This is a genomic window from Nitratireductor lacus, assembly GCF_056431025.1.
Genome location: NZ_JBWKMB010000005.1, coordinates 82,524 through 99,160, shown reverse-complemented (window position 1 = coordinate 99,160; position 16,637 = coordinate 82,524). Strand labels below are relative to the sequence as shown.

General features: G+C 61.4%; 15 protein-coding genes and 1 tRNA gene. 7 read left to right on the top strand and 9 right to left on the bottom strand.

The features are described from left to right. Window positions 1-23 precede the first annotated feature (23 nt). From AC07E3_RS05900 to AC07E3_RS05890, 3 genes are all read left to right on the top strand, one after another. Window positions 24-1,022, top strand: coding sequence for a TRAP transporter substrate-binding protein (locus AC07E3_RS05900; RefSeq protein ID WP_065818167.1), 999 nt, complete (start codon window positions 24-26; stop codon window positions 1,020-1,022). Between the two features lie 167 nt (window positions 1,023-1,189). Next, entirely contained in the window at window positions 1,190-1,735 is a 546-nt protein-coding gene (locus tag AC07E3_RS05895) for a TRAP transporter small permease (protein WP_336070320.1), read from the top strand. A 6-nt stretch (window positions 1,736-1,741) separates the two neighbouring features. Next, entirely contained in the window at window positions 1,742-3,025 is a 1,284-nt protein-coding gene (locus AC07E3_RS05890) for a TRAP transporter large permease (protein ID WP_478360588.1), read from the top strand. Window positions 3,026-3,040: 15 nt separating this feature from the next. Here AC07E3_RS05890 and AC07E3_RS05885 read toward each other — a convergent pair whose 3' ends face one another. Next, a complete protein-coding gene (locus AC07E3_RS05885) occupies window positions 3,041-3,919 on the bottom strand; it encodes an SMP-30/gluconolactonase/LRE family protein (RefSeq protein WP_478360587.1) in 879 nt (292 codons plus the stop codon). 218 nt (window positions 3,920-4,137) lie between these two features. On the opposite strand from AC07E3_RS05885, the gene AC07E3_RS05880 reads away from it, so the two are divergent. Next, window positions 4,138-4,911 (top strand): MarR family transcriptional regulator, encoded by a 774-nt coding sequence (locus tag AC07E3_RS05880; RefSeq protein WP_478360586.1) that lies wholly within the window; start codon window positions 4,138-4,140, stop codon window positions 4,909-4,911. 42 nt (window positions 4,912-4,953) lie between these two features. On the opposite strand, the gene AC07E3_RS05875 is transcribed toward AC07E3_RS05880, so the two are convergent. Next, window positions 4,954-5,760 carry an IclR family transcriptional regulator gene (locus AC07E3_RS05875; RefSeq protein WP_336070312.1) on the bottom strand — a complete coding sequence of 269 codons (807 nt, stop codon included), beginning with the start codon at window positions 5,758-5,760 and terminating at the stop codon, window positions 4,954-4,956. A gap of 229 nt (window positions 5,761-5,989) precedes the next feature. Between AC07E3_RS05875 and AC07E3_RS05870 the strand changes: the two genes are divergently transcribed. Beyond that, window positions 5,990-6,694, top strand: coding sequence for an MOSC domain-containing protein (locus AC07E3_RS05870; protein WP_478360585.1), 705 nt, complete (start codon window positions 5,990-5,992; stop codon window positions 6,692-6,694). Between the two features lie 83 nt (window positions 6,695-6,777). Here the strand turns inward: AC07E3_RS05870 and AC07E3_RS05865 are convergent. Beyond that, window positions 6,778-6,853: transfer RNA gene (locus AC07E3_RS05865), tRNA-Thr, on the bottom strand. A gap of 644 nt (window positions 6,854-7,497) precedes the next feature. On the opposite strand from AC07E3_RS05865, the gene AC07E3_RS05860 reads away from it, so the two are divergent. Both AC07E3_RS05860 and AC07E3_RS05855 read left to right on the top strand, forming a co-directional pair. After that, on the top strand, window positions 7,498-7,986 hold the full coding sequence (locus AC07E3_RS05860; protein ID WP_336070310.1) for a (2Fe-2S)-binding protein: 489 nt from the start codon (window positions 7,498-7,500) through the stop codon (window positions 7,984-7,986). 16 nt (window positions 7,987-8,002) lie between these two features. Beyond that, on the top strand, window positions 8,003-8,803 hold the full coding sequence (locus AC07E3_RS05855) for an FAD binding domain-containing protein (protein WP_336070308.1): 801 nt from the start codon (window positions 8,003-8,005) through the stop codon (window positions 8,801-8,803). 13 nt (window positions 8,804-8,816) lie between these two features. Here AC07E3_RS05855 and AC07E3_RS05850 read toward each other — a convergent pair whose 3' ends face one another. The 6 genes from AC07E3_RS05850 to hutU form a co-directional block, all read right to left on the bottom strand. After that, the gene (locus AC07E3_RS05850) at window positions 8,817-10,469 is read right to left on the bottom strand and encodes an alpha/beta hydrolase (RefSeq protein WP_478360584.1); all 1,653 of its coding nucleotides are present in this window, start codon (window positions 10,467-10,469) and stop codon (window positions 8,817-8,819) included. A gap of 132 nt (window positions 10,470-10,601) precedes the next feature. Continuing rightward, on the bottom strand, window positions 10,602-11,597 hold the full coding sequence (gene dgcN / locus AC07E3_RS05845) for an N-acetyltransferase DgcN (protein ID WP_478360583.1): 996 nt from the start codon (window positions 11,595-11,597) through the stop codon (window positions 10,602-10,604). Window positions 11,598-11,733: 136 nt separating this feature from the next. Next, on the bottom strand, window positions 11,734-13,284 hold the full coding sequence (locus tag AC07E3_RS05840) for a TRAP transporter large permease (protein WP_336070304.1): 1,551 nt from the start codon (window positions 13,282-13,284) through the stop codon (window positions 11,734-11,736). Next, on the bottom strand, window positions 13,281-13,790 hold the full coding sequence (locus AC07E3_RS05835; protein WP_336070302.1) for a TRAP transporter small permease subunit: 510 nt from the start codon (window positions 13,788-13,790) through the stop codon (window positions 13,281-13,283). Before AC07E3_RS05835 ends, AC07E3_RS05840 begins: the two co-directional genes overlap by 4 nt. Before the next feature lie 55 nt (window positions 13,791-13,845). Continuing rightward, window positions 13,846-14,937: a TRAP transporter substrate-binding protein gene (locus AC07E3_RS05830; RefSeq protein WP_478360582.1), complete on the bottom strand. Its 1,092-nt coding sequence runs from the start codon at window positions 14,935-14,937 to the stop codon at window positions 13,846-13,848. Window positions 14,938-14,963: 26 nt separating this feature from the next. Then, window positions 14,964-16,637, bottom strand: coding sequence for a urocanate hydratase (hutU, locus tag AC07E3_RS05825; RefSeq protein ID WP_336070298.1), 1,674 nt, complete (start codon window positions 16,635-16,637; stop codon window positions 14,964-14,966).

Below are 16,637 nucleotides of genomic sequence, written 5' to 3'. Positions count from 1 at the left end.
AAATTCCACGACGGGAGAGAGACATGAAATTTTCCGCAAGAAACACGGGGCCGTTAGCGGCACTTGTAACCGCGCTTGGCATTTTTGCCGGCGTATCGGCCGCGCAGGCCCAGCAGGAAATCAAGATCGGCTATGCGCTCGCGCCAACCTCGCATTATGGCGTGGCAGCCGAGAAATGGCAGGAAGTGGTCGAGGCGAACACTGACGGGCGCTATACCTTCCGTCACTTCCCCTCCTCCGGCCTCGGTGGCGAGCGCGAGGTGATCGAAGGGCTGCAGATCGGCACGATCGAGGCCACCATCGTTTCCTCCGGCACGCTCAGCAACTTCGTGCCCGAAACCGGTGTTTTCGACATCCCGTTCCTGTTCCGTGACCTCGCCCACGCGCGCAATGTGCTTGATGGCGAGATTGGCCAGAACATCCTCGCAAAGTTTGATGATGTCGGCCTCGTCGCACTCGCCTGGGGCGAACAGGGCTTCCGCCATATCACCAACAACCGCAACACCATCGGCAAGCCCGATGACGTTGCCGGCCTCAAGCTGCGCACGATGGAAAACCCGATCCACATCACGGCGTTCGAAACGCTTGGTGCAGCCCCCACGCCGATGGCATGGCCCGAGGTCATCTCGTCGCTCCAGCAAGGCACGATCGACGGTCAGGAAAACCCGCTTTCCGTTATCACCTCGGCCAAGCTCTCCGAGGTCCAGAAATACCTGACGCTCTCCGGCCACGTCTATTCGCCGGCCATGCTTCTCGTTTCCCGCCAGCTCTGGGACGGCATGTCGGATGAAGACAGGAAAGCCTTCGAGGAAGGGGCGACAGAAGCCGTCAAGGCCATGCGCGCCTATGTCGACAATGTCGAAACTTCCGGCGTCAAGCAGCTCAAGGAAGAGGGCATGGAGGTCGGCGAACTGACCGCCGAGCAGAAAGCCGCCTTCCAGCAGGCCGTCCAGCCCGCTTATGAAAAATACTATGAGCAGTACGACAAGGCGCTGATCGATCAGATCATCGCGACCGAATAAGGTCTATGTGTCTGAAACTCCGGACAGCAGTCCGCGCGGCGGCTGTCCGGAGTTTTGTATTCTGCTTTTTTTGAGCAATGGCCGGTTCCCACGCTTCATCATGTTGGTCTAAACAGGATGCGATCAACAGGCTGCGATGCCCCCGGCATCCAGGTCGGGGAGGATCAGTGAAAACATTTGAGCGATATTTCGTAGCCCTCAACAAATGGGCTCTGGTGCTGCTGCTTGGCGCCATGGCGGTGATTGTTTTCGCCAATGTATCGCTGCGCTATCTCACGAATTTCTCGATCACCTGGTCAGAGGAAGTCGCCCGCTACCTGATGATCTGGATGACCTTCATCGGTGCCGGCCTCGCCCTGCGCACCGGCGGCCATGTCGCCGTTGGCAATTTCCAGGAAATGCTCGGCCCAAATGGCCAGCGCGCCATACGCGTCCTGATCCTGTGTCTGCTTCTGGCCTTCTTCTCGATCATGATCTGGATGGGCCTGAACTATATGGATCGCGCCCGCTTCCAGCTGACGCCGGCAACGCGCGTTTCCTTCAGCTACATCTATGCCGCCATGCCGATCGGCTTTGGCCTCCTCATCGTGCATCTGCTTCTTGTCGCCCGCTCCTTCGTGATGGAAAACCGGTTTGCCGAAGTGGAAACCGACACGCCATCCGCCGCACTTGCCGAGAGCGGCGACACCCACATTGCAGCCAACCGGGACTAGACGGCCGTGGCGCTGATCCTCTTTGCTTCCTTCTTCGCCCTTCTGATCATCGGCATGCCGGTGGCCTTCTCGCTGGCGCTCGCCGTCTGGGCGGCAATCAGCCTGGGCAGCACCTATCCGCAGATCGTCATCGTCAAGGAGATGTTCTCCGGGCTCGACAGTTTCCCGCTCATGGCGGTGCCGTTCTTCATCCTGGCAGCGGAGCTGATGTCGAGCGGTGCCATGACGCAGATTCTCCTGCGCTTCGCCTCACAGTTCGTGGGTCATTTCCGCGGTGGGCTGGGCTACGCCAATGTGGTCTCATCCACCATGTTCGCCGGCATCTCGGGCTCTGCCCTCGCCGACGCCGCCGGACCCGGCGCCATGATGATCCGCATGATGGAGAAGGACGGATACGACAAATCCTATGCCAGCGCGCTGACCGCGTCTGCCTCGGTTGTCGGCCCCATCATACCGCCATCGATCATCATGATCCTTTACGCAATGCAGGATGAAAATGTCTCCGTGATCACCCTGTTCATGGCCGGCATCATTCCCGGCATCCTGATTTCGCTCTCCATGGCCGCGACCAATTGGTATGTCTGCCGCAGGCGTGGCTTCAGAAGCAGTTCGCCGCGCCCGTCCCTGCGCGAGATGATGCGCACCACCTTTCAGGCGCTGCCCGCAATCTTCCTCATCGTGCTCATCATCGGGGGCATCCGCAGCGGGCTGTTCACGCCGACCGAAGCCTCGGTGGTGGCGGTTTTCTATGCGCTCCTGTGCGGCATGTTCATCTACCGCTCGTTACGGCTCCGCGACCTGCCGGACATTCTCTTTCGATCAGCGCTGGTCACCGTCGCCATTCTGCTGATCCTCGCTGCCGCGCGCGCATTCGCCTGGATCATCATTATCGAGGGCATCCCCCAGGCCATTGCTTCAACAATCGTCGCCTGGGAACTGAGTCCGGTTCTGTTCCTGCTCGCGGTCAATCTGCTCCTGCTCGCCTTCGGCCTGTTCATGGATCCGCTGCCCGGTGTCATGATCCTTGTGCCGATCCTCGGGCCAATCGCCTATTCGCTGGGCATCGACCCGATCCATTTCGCCATTGTCGTGATCGTCAACCTCACGCTTGGGCTTCTCACCCCGCCGGTGGGCGCACTGCTTTTTGTCGTGTCTTCGGCGGTCAAGATACGCGTTAGCGAGATGATACGGGAGATGCCGCCCTTCCTGGTCGTGCATCTCGTTGTCTTGCTTGCCCTGACCTTCATCCCGGCGCTATCCACCTGGCTGCCGCACCTCAGCGGCTACTGAACTCCGGCAGCAGCGTCAGCCGATCAAAACGTCGGGCTCAAGCTTGCCCGCCGGCGCCCCAAGATCGCTGACGAACACGCCGCCGGCAGAGGCAGCATCCGAACTGTCCGGGTCCACGCCAATAGACGCCGATGTCACCAGGAGCCTGTCCGCCCGCGGCCCGACAAAGGCCGGACAGGTGATGAGTGCCGCCGGCAGGTCAATCTTGCGAAGCAGCACGCCCCCCGGCGAATAGACCTCCACGCCATGGCCGCCCCATCGCGCCACCCAGAGATTGCCCTCGGCATCGACCACCGCGCCATCGGGTTCTCCGTCGCGCGATGGCGCGGCAAATGGTGACGGCTCGCCAACCGGCAGTCCCGTCTGTGGGTCAAGCGAAACCTGCATGATCTGAAGTGTCGGCGTGTCCGTGAAATATCCCACGCTGCCATCGGGAGAAAAACAGATCGCATTGGTCACGGTGATACCGGAATAGAGCCGTCTCACCTCGCCCCTGCGATACCAGTAGATCGATCCCGCGCCCTTTTCAGCATTCTTGCCCATCGTGCCGATCCAGAAGGCCCCGCTGGGATGCACCCGGGAATCATTGGAGCGGGTCTGCGGATTGTCCGCTTCCAGCGGGCGGTGAAGGCTCAGGCTCCCATCCGCGACATTGCGCAGGTAAAGGCCGCTCTCCGTCACGAGCAATTGCCGGTCGTCATCGACACGGGCAAGCGCGGAAGAGAGCTCCGGCAGCATGTGCCTGCGCGTCACGCCGTCAGCGAAGCAGTGCTCGAAGAGAGCCTTTTCCAGAATGTCGAACCACCAGACTGTGTCGCTATGCCTGTCGTAGGTCGGCCCCTCACCGAGCACACAGCGTTCCCCCTCCAGACGTGTCCAGACTTCCCCTGCCACCGGCTTTCCTCCCTCGTTTTCTCAGTCAATGGCTGCCATAGCCCCCTTTGACGCCGGGGTTCAAGAAGCATTCCGATGAGGTTCAGGCTGATCATTCGATCACATTTTTGCGATCAGGGCCCGTTTCGCGGCACGAACCGGTGCCTGTATATTGATATGCCGGGCGCGATAAGCATAAAAATTCAGTCGGGGGCCTGTCCATCAAGGCAAAACACACGGTGAAAAAGCAGACAGACGAAGGAAACAGCAGCACAGTCGCTCTAAGAAACGGCCTCGGGTTGGTCCAGCTCCTGTCAGACGAAGGGCCGATGACCTCCGATGAACTGGCTTTACGATTTTCGTTGAGACACGACACCACCACCAGGCTTCTGAAAACCCTGGAGCTTCATGGTTTCGTCGAGCCATCCAGATTTGCCGAGCGCTACCAGCCGGGCCGCACAGCCGGCGCGCTCTCGAAGAAATTCTTGAGTGAAACCCCTGTCGCCGGAATCGCACGCTCTGTTCTTCAGGCGCTGGCCGACCGGTACAACGCCACGTCGACGCTTGCTGTGGACGATGCCGGCGAATCTCTCTTTCTCGTCGTCTGCAACGGGTTGAATCGCGAAAGCTCCCCCTGCTGTCACGTTGGCTCGGCCTATCCGCTCGCGCAGACCGCGGCGGGTCACGCCCTTCTGTTCACCAGCCAGACCAGCATGAACAGATCAGTATCCGAGCTATCCCAGTGTCCCGTTGAGACCGAGGCGCTTCACGAAAGCTTCTGCTTCTTTCGGGCGTCGGGCTGCTTCCGGTTGCTGCTTCCAGACAAAAATCTGCTTCTGCTGGCCGCACCTTTGCACCTCAACAATGCCGTTCTGGCACTGGAACTTGTTCTTCCGACCACCACCCAGGCTGCGCGTGAGCCGGCAGGTCCAATGAAGGATCTGCTTGCAGCCGTGGAACTCATTCAGCGCAAATGCGCGGCATTGGGTGTGCGATATCTGGAAGACTCCTGACCGACCACCAAGCCGGGGGGCGGCATCAGCGCCTCCGTTACGTCAATGCACCGGCACCGAATTCTCGCGGCTGGAAGAGATAAGCGCTGAAAGCTTCACGAGTTCACCACCGAGTTCCTTCAGGCGCGGCAGGGGCAGCTGCCCTTTTGGGACACCGCAGCCGAGAGACATCGCAGCGGCTTGATCGGATGGCTTGAACGGCACCGCCACACCATGAACATCAGGATGCCAGCCCCCGAGGGACAGCGTAAATCCACTGCCTGCAATCTCGACCAGCCCGCGCTCGATCTGCGGCGAAAGCACATTCCATTCCGCTGCATGGTGGCACTCCAGGCTCCCCAGACAGCTTTCGCGCCGGGCAGGTTCCAGAGCAGCCAGCAGGGCATGGCCGATCGGAGTGCCGGCCAGAGGAACTCTCGAACCTGCCTCAAGCCGAAGGGTCACGAGCGTGGCACTGCTATGGCAGACTTCCAGATGCAGGGCCTCGACGCCATCCAGAACGGCCAGCGCCGCGTGCACCCCAAAACGGTCGGCGATTTTCTGGAGATGAGGACGTATGACCTCAATCACCTGCGTCTCGCTTTTGGCACCATAACCAAGCCGCACCACCCCGGGCGCCAGTCGGAAGCGCCGGCGACTGCCGCTATAGTGCAGAAACCCCATCTGGGTCAGCGATTTCGTCAGCCGTGCGACTGTTGCCGCGGGCAGATCGGTGCGGCCGGCAATGTCTGAATTGCTCAGCCAGACAGGAGCGTCGGCAAATACGGAAAGAAGATGCAGTCCCCTCGACAGCGCCGGGGAAACGGAAGCCGCTTTTCGATCTTCTGCGTGCGATGCCTTTACAACCACAATTCCCGCCCTTCATTCCACCCGTCGAAAAACGGGGGGTGAAGACTAGCAAAAACCCTGCTCGGCCGGCAACGCCCCATCGGTCTCCGCAGTCTCCAGCAGGATTCGGTCGCTCTCGGCTTGTCCACAAAGGCGGACCACCCGGTTCCGCAAACTGGACCTTCAATCCCGCTTTGCAACACCGTATGGGATGCGGACATTCGAGCGAAAGGTCTCACAGGGGGCATCCGTGACCAAGATCGAGAAGTTTCCTCTAGAGGCAATTCTGACCGGCAATATCGCGCCCCTGGGAGAGCGAAACGTCCCCAGCGGCATCAAAAAAAGCGCCGTAAAAGGTCCGCTATGGCTGGGCGCAAGCGGCTTCACCGGCGATCATCAGGCCGACACCAGGGTGCACGGCGGCCCGGAGAAGGCTGTCCACCACTATCCTCGCGACCATTATGCCGACTGGAAGCGTGAAATCGGCGATCATCCTTTGCTGGCATCTCCGGGTGCCTTCGGTGAAAACCTGTCCACCTTCGGGCTGAACGAGGAAACCGTCGCGCTTGGCGACATCTTCCGGCTGGGCGAAGCCGTCGTCGAGGTATCGCAGGGCCGCCAGCCCTGCTGGAAGCTCAACAGCCGCTTCGGCGTCGGCACGATGGCCTATCAGGTCCAGAAAACCGGCCGCACGGGCTGGTATTACCGTGTCCTCCAGGAAGGAATGGTGTCATCCGAGGACCAGCTTGAGCGCATCGAACGGCCTTTGCCGGAATGGCCGCTGAAACGCCTCTGGCAGATCCTCTATGTCAAAACCCTCGACCACGGGGAACTGGAAGAAATGGCTGCACTTTCAAAACTGCCGGACGGATGGCGGCGCTATGCGCAAAGACGCCTCGCCTCCGGCAGGGTCGAAGACTGGAGCCGCCGTCTCGAAGGCGAGAAACAGGATTGAGAAACTCCGTCACTCTGCTCCGCGAGCACACGCGCATAACGGGTCTTCAGGTATCGTGGAAAAGCCGGTTCGGGAAAAATGAATGGTGCCGCTTGTCAGACTCGAACTGACGACCTCCGCATTACGAATGCGATGCTCTACCAACTGAGCTAAAGCGGCCCTTTTTCGCGCTCCGCCGGACCCGTTTTCGACAGGGCCGCGAAGCACTTCACCGTGCACATACCCGCCCCGGCAGGCTTTCGCAACCAAATTGTCGAGCAACACTGCCAATCGGACAGGAACTCCAATCCTCAAATCCAATCGTCCCGGCGAGCGGTCCGCCTGATAGCCCCATTTCCCTCCGAGATCAAGCGTCTGGCTTGAAATTCCCACGGTCGGCAGGGAGCACATCACCGACCAGACATATATAACACTTCAAGCATAAATAAAAAATCATTGAATTAATAATGGATATCAAACAAATTTATTTAAGGAGGATGCCATGTATAGATCAGCAATTTTTCTTTCGGTGTTCATCTCACTCGGCACTCAGCATGCGAGAGCCTCGGAGATGATCTTTCATTGCCGCGCTTTCGGTGCAATTTTTGAGGTTCAGACCAGTTCGCCGTGGAGAGCCTATTCGGACGCCTTTGCTTTCCTTGTCCAGAACGGGTTTCCGAACCATCCACAAACCCTTCGAGCCATTCGCTGCCGGCTTCACCGCGCTTGAATTGTCACAGGGCATGGACACAATGGCTGCATACGCTAAGTTGGCAGCCGACCAGCGCATCTAGCCACCGAAAATTCCAGTAGGCAGGTATCCCATGACAGACGTGACGATGACGGTGAACGGAAAGACGGTTTCGGGCACCGTCGAAGGCAGGACCCTGCTCGTGCAGTTTCTGCGCGACAGTCTGGGGCTGACCGGGACCCATGTGGGATGCGAGACGTCGCAATGCGGCGCCTGCACGATCCATATGGACGGTCAGTCGGTTAAATCCTGTTCGATGCTCGCCGTGCAGGCCGATGGCGCATCGATCACCACCATTGAGGGCCTGTCCGATGGCGGTGAACTGCACCCGGTCCAGGCCGCGTTCAGGGAGCACCATGGTCTCCAGTGCGGCTTCTGCACACCCGGCATGATCATGGCTGCGACAGACATGATTCGCCGCCACCCGGAAGGGCTCGACGAAAAGACCGTGCGCGAGGAACTTGAAGGCAATATCTGCCGCTGCACCGGCTATCACAACATCGTCAAAGCGATCATGGCCGCATCCGAAGCGATGAACACCGCCTCCAGCAGAGCCGCCTGAGCCGGGGAGATCGATCATGTATGACGTCACTTATCATCGCGCCGGAACCGTCAAAGAAGCACTCGACCTGCTCGAATCAGCAGACGATGGAAAGTTTCTGGCCGGCGGGCAAACGCTGATTCCCGCCATGAAGACCCGGCTTGCCGCTCCGTCCGACCTCGTGGATCTGCGCCATGTCGCCGAATTGCAGACAATCTCTGTTGCCGGCAAAACAGTGACCATCGGTGCCGGCACCACCCACGCCAAGGTTGCGGCAAGCAGCGAGATCAGAAGCGTGTGCCCCGCTCTCTCGCATCTCGCCGCTTTGATCGGCGACCCGCAGGTCCGCCATATGGGCACGATTGGCGGCTCACTCGCAAACAATGATCCGGCAGCCGACTATCCTGCGGCGATGCTGGCTCTGTCTGCAACCATCATCACCAGCAAGCGCGAGATCGCTGCCCGGGATTTCTTCACCGGCCTGTTCGAAACGGCGCTGGACGAGGATGAGCTGATCACCGCCATTCGCTTTGAAGCACCGGAGAAAGCCGGCTACGGCAAGTTTCCCAACCCCGCCTCGCGCTACGCGATGACCGGCGTCTTCGTCGTGCGGGATGGCGAAGCCGTTCGCGCCGCCGTCACCGGCGCTGGCGATGATGGTGTGTTCCTGTGCTCCGAACTCGAAAGCGCGCTGAGCGCGGATTTCAGTGCGGCGGCGCTCGACGGCATCACCGTGCCCGCCGACAGTCTGATGACGGATATCCACGCAAGCGCCGACTACCGGGCGAGCCTCATCGTCGCCATGGCCAGGCGCGCCGTCACCATGGCAATCGGCTAAAGTCGTTTGCCAGCTACTTCGCAAGCGCCTGCTTGAGCCGCTCGACCTTCGCATCCGACCACCCGTCCGGCGCGGTAACGGCCATCCAGGCATCGATGTAGTGTTCCGGCGCATAGAGGTGGCCGTATCCGAGGGGTGCGGTCGTCGCCAGCGCCATGTCGAGCGCCAGTTGCAGGAAGGTCACGATCGGATACCAGCGCAGTTCCGGCGAGACATCCGGCCCGCGTTCGCCCACCAGCCATGCCGGTCGCCGGTACCAGGCAAGCGGATCGAAAAACACCACGGGATCGCTGGCATACTGCAGATAGACAATCCGCAGCGGTCCCCACTGGGCACCCGAAATGTCGAGTGCATTCTTCTGGCTGGTAAAGCGCACCACCGAGCCGTCGCCATAGCGCGGCAGCCAGGCTGACGTTCCGGGATTACGCTCGCGCGTGAACCGGCTCCAGAGCCGGCTGTTGAAGGGAGGGCCAGCCCAAAGCGCACCCTGGAACGGATCGCCCAGAATGTTCAGAAGATCGGTCGACTGCTCTGAGCTGAGCGTCCCGAGACTGAGCCCATAGAGATAGAGCTCCGGCCGCGTCTCCACCGGCAGTGTTGTCCAGTGGCCATAGACCTCGCGGAAAAGCGCATGCGCGGCCTCCGCGCCATAGCTCGGCTCGATCAGCAATGACAGCCAGCTCGTCAGATAGGAGTATTGCTGCGCGACCATCACCGTATCGCCGCCATGCAGATATTCCAGCGTCACGCTGGCCTCCGGATCCACCCACCCTGTTCCGGTGGGGGCCACAACGACCATCACCTTCCTGTCGAACGCGCCGATACGCTTGAGTTCCTCGAGCGCCAGTCTGGCCCGTGCGTCGGCGGTGTCGGCGGATCGCAGTCCCACATAGACCCGCATGGGCTCCTTCGCCTCTCGCCCGGTGAACGCCGCGATCTCCTCGCTGCCCGGTCCTTCCGCGACGAAACTGCGCCCCGTGCGCCCAAGTGTCTCCCACGGGATGAGCGACCCGGCGCTGCCGGTTTTCAGGGCGCCGCTCGGCCGTTCGATCCCGTCTTCAAACAGCGCATCCAGCTCCGCATAGGCTGAATCTGCAACCCGCAGCGCATAGCGCAGCAGAACACGATCCACCAGCGATGCCACGATCAGCCCCACCAGCACAACGCCGAGCACGTAAGCGACCCGGCGCGGCACGAAATTCTTGAGCCTTTCGGAAACCAGCACGTAGAGGCGTTTCAGGCCCCGCCCAAGTGCAACGAGCAGAAGAAACAGAACGAGTGCGATACCGCCAACCTTGCTGGGATGGGCCGTATCCACCGGTTCGAGATCCATCAGCGCGCGAATGGAGTTCTGCCATTCGGCCGCCTTCCAGAGGAAGAGGACTGCCACGGCCGCGCATGCGGCCACCATGCCGAGCTTGCCGTAATATCGCGGCCCCTGCGGTGGCTCCGGCAATTCCAGGTAACGCCACAGCCACACAAGCAACACGCCGAGCCCGTAGCCAACGGCAAGCGAGGCGCCCGAGAGCACGCCCTGAACGAAAAAAGCACGTGGCAAAAGCGACGGTGTCAGCGAGGCGGCGAAGAACAGTGTTCCCAGGCACAGCCCGACAACGGAAAACGTCTGCCAGAGGCGTGCCTCGTCCCTTGTCGCTGTCTCGGTCATCTCAACCTCGCCCTCGCTGCCATCTGCCCGCACCACTGTCACCGGGCAGAGTGGTATGTCAGCCTGAGAAGGGCAAGGTTGTTGAGGTCTTCTTGCGGCATTGTCCACGAACCGGAAAATGCCGCTTCCGCATCAATCCAGCGCGTCGACGAGACGGCCCGCCCCCTGGCGGAACGGATCGGCCGTCGGCAGGCCCATACGAGCTTCGATCTCTTCGAGACAGGCTTTCGCCTCCGCATCGTTCAACGCCGCAGTGTTTACGGAGACTCCCACCACCTTGACGTCCGGATTGACCACACGGGCCGTCTCCAGTGCCAGGTCGCGCAAAGCCTCCAGTGTGGGTAGCTGATAGTGCGGCAGCCCCCGCATATGGGTGCGGGTCGGCTCATGGCAAAGCACCAGCGCATCGGCCTGTCCGCCATGGATCAGCGCCAGCGTGACACCAGAGAACGATGGATGGAAAAGGCTGCCCTGCCCCTCGATCAGATCCCAGTGATCTGCATCATTGTCCGGGGTGATGTGCTCAATGGAACCAGCCATGAAATCGGCCACAACGGCGTCGAGCGGAACGCCCGAGCCGGTGATGAGAATACCCGTCTGGCCGGTAGCGCGGAACGTGGCCTTCATGCCGCGCTCGCGCATTTCCCGTTCCATGGCAAGCGCGGTGTACATCTTGCCGACGGAGCAATCCGTTCCGACCGCCAGACAGCGTTTGCCGGTCCGCCTTTTGCCATCGGCAATGGGGTAGTCTTCCTGGGGTACGCGGACATCGAAAAGCTGCGTGCCCGCTTTTTCCGCGGCTGCCATCAGGGCAGGCAGAGCGGTCAGGCGGTTGTGCAGACCCGAAGCGATATCCATGCCGGCCTCAGCGGCTTCCACAAGCGTCGCCACCCAGCTTTGCGCGATCACGCCGCCACGGTTCGCAGCGCCCACAACGAGGGTTTGTGCGCCGGCTTCCTTCGCCTCGGCGATGCTCATGTCCTTGAGGCCGAGATCAGCCTTGCAGCCATCGAGGCGCAGCTGGCCCACACAGAACTCCGGTCGCCAGTCCTTGATCCCTTGGGCAACCTTTGCAGTCAGGGCGTCAGGGGCATCACCAAGAAACAGGAGATAGGGCGTCTTAAGCATGAGCGGGCGCTCCCTTAGAATTGTTTTACCGGCTCATCAATGATCCAGGCACCCCTTGTCAAGCTGCGGTGGTCCAGACAGGGCGTTCTGGATCAACACTTGGGCAGTGGCTGAGCCAGCGTTCGCCGATCAGATCCTAAAAGATGGTTCCCGGTAGCCATGTCGAAATCGACGGAAGCAGCCAGATCACGCCCATTCCGACGATCTGCAGAATGATGAATGGAATGACGCCGCGATAAATCTGTCCCGTCGTGATTTCCTTTGGCGCTGCCGCCCGCAGGTAGAACAGAGAAAATCCGAATGGCGGGGTCAGGAACGATGTCTGCAGATTGATCGCGATCAGGATTGAGAGCCACAGCGGATCATGCCCCATCAGGATCAGGATCGGCGCCACCAGCGGCAGCACGATCACCGAGATCTCCACGAAATCGAGGAAGAAGCCGAGAATGAAGATCAGCGCCATCACGAAGATCAGCGCGCCCTGCGGGCCACCTGGCATCGCATGAAGAATCTCCTCTACGCGCGCGTCACCGCCAAGCCCGCGAAACACCAGTGAGAAGATGCTGGCGGTCAGGATCGTTGCAAAGATCATCGCCGTCACCGTCATGGTGGAGGTGACGATGGGCGTGAGAATGCCACGTCTGCGTGCCCTGTAGATGGAGACCGCAATGGCAATGACGCCGAGCGCCAGAAGCCCGGTCGTCAGCGCGGCCATGCCCCACTCGAACACACCCGCATCGCTACGCTGCAGGCGCACCGGAAAGAGCCCGGCCAGAACGGCGGCAGTGCCAAGTGCGGCTGCACCCAGCACAATCAGGCGGCCATTGCCCTCGCCGCGGACACCGGCCAGAAGCAGCGCGCCGATAGCGCCCACACTGGCAGCCTCGCTCGGTGTGGCGATGCCCCCCAGGATGGACCCCAGCACGGCGACAATTAAAAGAACAGGCGGAACGACGGCGCGCTGCACTTCCTGCCGGCTCGGCCGGTCGCCGGCTTCCACCAGAGCAGGCGCGGTTTCCGGTTTGAGTGCCGCGCGCGTCATGAGGTAGGCGATATAGACGGCAACAAGTGTCAGGCCCGGCAGAAGGGCGGCGGCAAAGACCTGCCCCACTGAGATCGTCTCGATGGTGAACTTGCCCTGCTCGTACTGCGCCTGCTGATAGGCGCTCGACATCACGTCCGACAGGATGATGAGAAGGGTCGAAGGGGGAATGATCTGGCCAAGCGTGCCGGATGTACACACGACGCCGGAAGCGAGCTTCGGATCATAGCCATTGCGCACCATGGTCGGCAGCGCGATCAGGCCCATCGCCACCACGGTTGCGCCCACAATGCCGGTCGAGGCCGCCAGAAGCGCACCGACCAGCACGACGGAAACCCCGAGACCGCCGCGAATGCCGCCGAAGAGACGGCCCATCGTCTCCAGAAGCTCTTCCGCGATGCGGCTTTTTTCCAGCACCACGCCCATGAAAACGAACAATGGAATGGCGATCAGAACCTCATTGGTGAGGGTTCCGAAAACCCGCTGCCCAAGCGCGCCGAGAAGCCCGACATCGAACTGGCCGGTCATCCAGCCAAGAAAGGCGAACAGCGCCGCCGTGCCCGCCAGCATGAAGGAAACGGGATAGCCGATCAGAATCGCGACGATCAGCGCCGCAAACATCAGAATGTCGAGCGGTAAGGTCATGCGGCGGGGGCTTCTTCACGAAGACGCGCGATATCGCGCAGGATGCAGGCAAGGCCCTGGATGATGAGCAGCGCGCAGAAGGCGGGGATCAACGATTTGAGCAGGAAGGAGGCGGGAATGCCGCCCACCGAGATGGCTCCTTCCATGATTGCCCAGGAATTGCGCACGGAAGGCCAGGAGAACCAGGCGATCATGAACATGGAGGGCAACAGGAAACACAGCGCACCGAAAATATCGATGCGCGCCTTTCCGCGCGGGCCGAACAGCCCGTAGAAAATGTCCACGCGCACATGCCCGTCGACCAGAAGCGTGTAGCCTCCGGCCAGCATGAAGAGCGTGGCATGCAGGTAGAGAACGGTCTCGTTCATGAAGATGAAGCTGACGCCATAGACATAGCGCAGCACCACCGTGCCGAATTGCACCAGCACCATGGCCAGCGCCAGCCAGCGCACAACAGCGCCCACTGCCCGGTTGATCCGGTCAAGTTTGTCCGCAAGCTCAAGCATGCCGAGCGTTCCCCGAAAGAAACGGGCCGAGCGCGAGCCCGGCCCGGTCGTGTTGTCAGCCGCCGTATTTGTAGTCCATCGCGCGGGCGTTCATCTGCCCGTTATCTGCGTAGACCATGTATTCGGCGATGCCTTCGCGGTATTCGAGGAAGCTCTCGACAATGCGTTTGACCAGCTCGTCATCGTCCTCGCGCAGCTCCGCGATCACCTCGCCAGCGGCATTGCCCATGGCGACGATCACGTCATCCGGCAGCTTTTTCACCTGCACGTCCTGCTCGGCCACAAGCTGCTTCAGCGCTGCGGCGTGCTTGGTCGTGTATTCGGTCCAGACCGGATTGTAGAGCGATTCACAGGCATAGGCGACGGCCTGCTGCAGGTCTTCCGGCAGCGCCTCATAGGCCGCCTTGTTCACCGCGCATTCCTCTGCCGAAGACGGCTCGCCGACACCCGGCCAGTAGTAGTTCTTGGCTACCTGGTAGAAGCCCAGCGCCGAATCCGTCCACGGACCGATGAACTCGCCGGCGTCGATCGTGCCGGACTGCAGGCCCTGGAACATGTCGCCGCCGCCCATGGCCTGAACGGCCATGCCGAGCTTCGCGCACATTTCAGAGGCAAGACCCGTGGTGCGGAAGCGCAGGCCCTTCAGATCGTCGACCGAGTTGATCTCGTTGCGGAACCAGCCCTGCCACTGCGGCCCGGAATTGCCGCAAAGGAACGGCTTCAGCCCAAAGCGGCCATACATCTCGTCATAGAGTGCCTGCCCGCCGCCATGCACGAGCCAGCCAAGCTGCTCGTCAGCGCGCAGACCGAAAGGCTGCGAACCGAACAGGAGAATGCCGCGCGACTTGGAACCCCAGTAGGAGGGAACCGCGTGATAAAGCTCGGCCGTGCCCTCCGACACCGCATCGAACACGCCATTGCCCGGCACAAGCTCGCCAGCGGCGTAAAGCTTCACTTCCAGCCGCCCGCCGGACAAAGCCGTAATCCGGTCGGCGAGCATCTGCGCCGCCACGCCCGGGCCGGGCAGGTTCTTCGGCCACGCCGTCACCATCTTCCAGGTGATCTTGTCCTGTGCTATGGCCGGAGCCGCAAGGCCCGTCGCCACACCGGCCACGCCGGCGGTTTTCAGAAATTGACGCCTTTTCATGATAAAATCCCTCTGAGGTGTTTTTGTTAGTTTCCAAGAATCCCCGGCAGCCGCAAGCCTTTTTCCTTGGCCCAGTCGAGCGCAATGTCGTAGCCCGCGTCGGCATGGCGCATCACGCCGGTTGCCGGGTCGTTCCACAGCACCCGCTCGAGGCGGCGCGCTGCATCCTCCGTGCCGTCGGCACAGATCACCATGCCCGAATGCTGCGAGAAGCCCATGCCCACGCCGCCGCCATGATGCAGCGAAACCCAGGTCGCGCCGGAAGCGCAGTTCAGGAGTGCGTTGAGCAGCGGCCAGTCGGAAACGGCATCCGAACCGTCCTTCATGGCCTCGGTCTCACGGTTGGGAGACGCCACCGAGCCCGAATCCAGATGATCGCGCCCGATCACCACCGGAGCCTTCAATTCGCCCTTCGCCACCATTTCGTTGAAGGCGAGGCCAAGGCGATGCCGGTCACCCAGACCGACCCAGCAGATGCGCGCCGGCAGACCCTGGAACGCGATGCGGTCGCGCGCCATGTCGAGCCAGCGATGCAGGTGCTCATTGTCGGGCAGAAGCTCCTTCACCTTCTCGTCCGTGCGATAAATGTCCTCCGGATCGCCCGAAAGCGCCGCCCAGCGGAAAGGCCCCACACCGCGGCAGAACAGCGGGCGGATATAGGCCGGCACGAAACCGGGGAAGGCAAAGGCGTTCTCAAGCCCCTCTTCCAGCGCCACCTGGCGAATGTTGTTGCCATAGTCGAGCGTCGGAATGCCCTGGTTCCAGAATTCGACCATCGCCTCCACATGCTCGCGCATCGAGGCACGGGCCGCTTTCTCCACGGCCTTCGGATCGCTTTCACGCTTCTCGCGCCACTCGGCCACGGTCCAGCCCTTGGGCAGATAGCCGTTCACCGGATCGTGCGCAGAAGTCTGGTCCGTCACCATGTCCGGCTTCACGCCGCGCCGCACCAGCTCGGGCACGATCTCCGCCGCATTGCCCACAAGGCCGACGGATTTCGCCTCGCCCGCCTTCGTCCAGCGGTCGATCATCTCCAGCGCCTCGTCCAGCGTGGTCGCCTTCTCGTCCACATAGCGGGTGCGGATGCGGAAATCGATGCGCGTCTCATCGCACTCGATGGCGAGACAGCAGGCGCCGGCCATCACGGCCGCCAGCGGCTGCGCGCCACCCATGCCGCCAAGCCCTGCAGTCAGGATCCACTTGCCCGTAAGGTCGCCGCCATAATGCTGCCGGCCAGCCTCCACGAAGGTCTCGTACGTGCCCTGCACGATGCCCTGCGAGCCAATATAGATCCACGAGCCGGCCGTCATCTGGCCGTACATCATCAGACCCTTCTTATCGAGCTCGTTGAAATGGTCCCAGTTGGCCCAGTGCGGCACCAGATTGGAATTGGCGATCAGAACGCGCGGCGCATCCTTGTGGGTGCGGAACACGCCCACCGGCTTGCCCGACTGAACAAGCAGCGTCTCGTCTTCCTCAAGCGTCTTCAGCGTCGCGGCAATGCGGTCGAAATCGTCCCAGGTCCGCGCGGCCCGGCCAATGCCGCCATAAACGACCAGCTCGTTCGGGTTTTCGGCGACGTCGGGATCGAGATTGTTCATCAGCATCCTGAGCGGCGCTTCCGTCATCCAGCCCCTGGCGTTCAGCTCCGTCCCGCGCGGCGCCCTCACCTCGCGAATGTTGTGACGCGGATTGGTCAT

Bases quoted from the DNA above. Each gene is read 5' to 3' on its own strand.
- AC07E3_RS05900 (WP_065818167.1), top strand. From the start codon at position 24: ATGAAATTTTCCGCAAGAAACACGGGGCCGTTAGCGGCACTTGTAACC.
- AC07E3_RS05860 (WP_336070310.1), top strand. From the start codon at position 7,498: ATGACAGACGTGACGATGACGGTGAACGGAAAGACGGTTTCGGGCACC.
- AC07E3_RS05855 (WP_336070308.1), top strand. From the start codon at position 8,003: ATGTATGACGTCACTTATCATCGCGCCGGAACCGTCAAAGAAGCACTC.
- AC07E3_RS05850 (WP_478360584.1), bottom strand. From the start codon at position 10,469: ATGACCGAGACAGCGACAAGGGACGAGGCACGCCTCTGGCAGACGTTT.
- dgcN (WP_478360583.1), bottom strand. From the start codon at position 11,597: ATGCTTAAGACGCCCTATCTCCTGTTTCTTGGTGATGCCCCTGACGCC.
- AC07E3_RS05840 (WP_336070304.1), bottom strand. From the start codon at position 13,284: ATGACCTTACCGCTCGACATTCTGATGTTTGCGGCGCTGATCGTCGCG.
- AC07E3_RS05835 (WP_336070302.1), bottom strand. From the start codon at position 13,790: ATGCTTGAGCTTGCGGACAAACTTGACCGGATCAACCGGGCAGTGGGC.
- AC07E3_RS05830 (WP_478360582.1), bottom strand. From the start codon at position 14,937: ATGAAAAGGCGTCAATTTCTGAAAACCGCCGGCGTGGCCGGTGTGGCG.
- hutU (WP_336070298.1), bottom strand. From the start codon at position 16,637: ATGACCAATCCGCGTCACAACATTCGCGAGGTGAGGGCGCCGCGCGGG.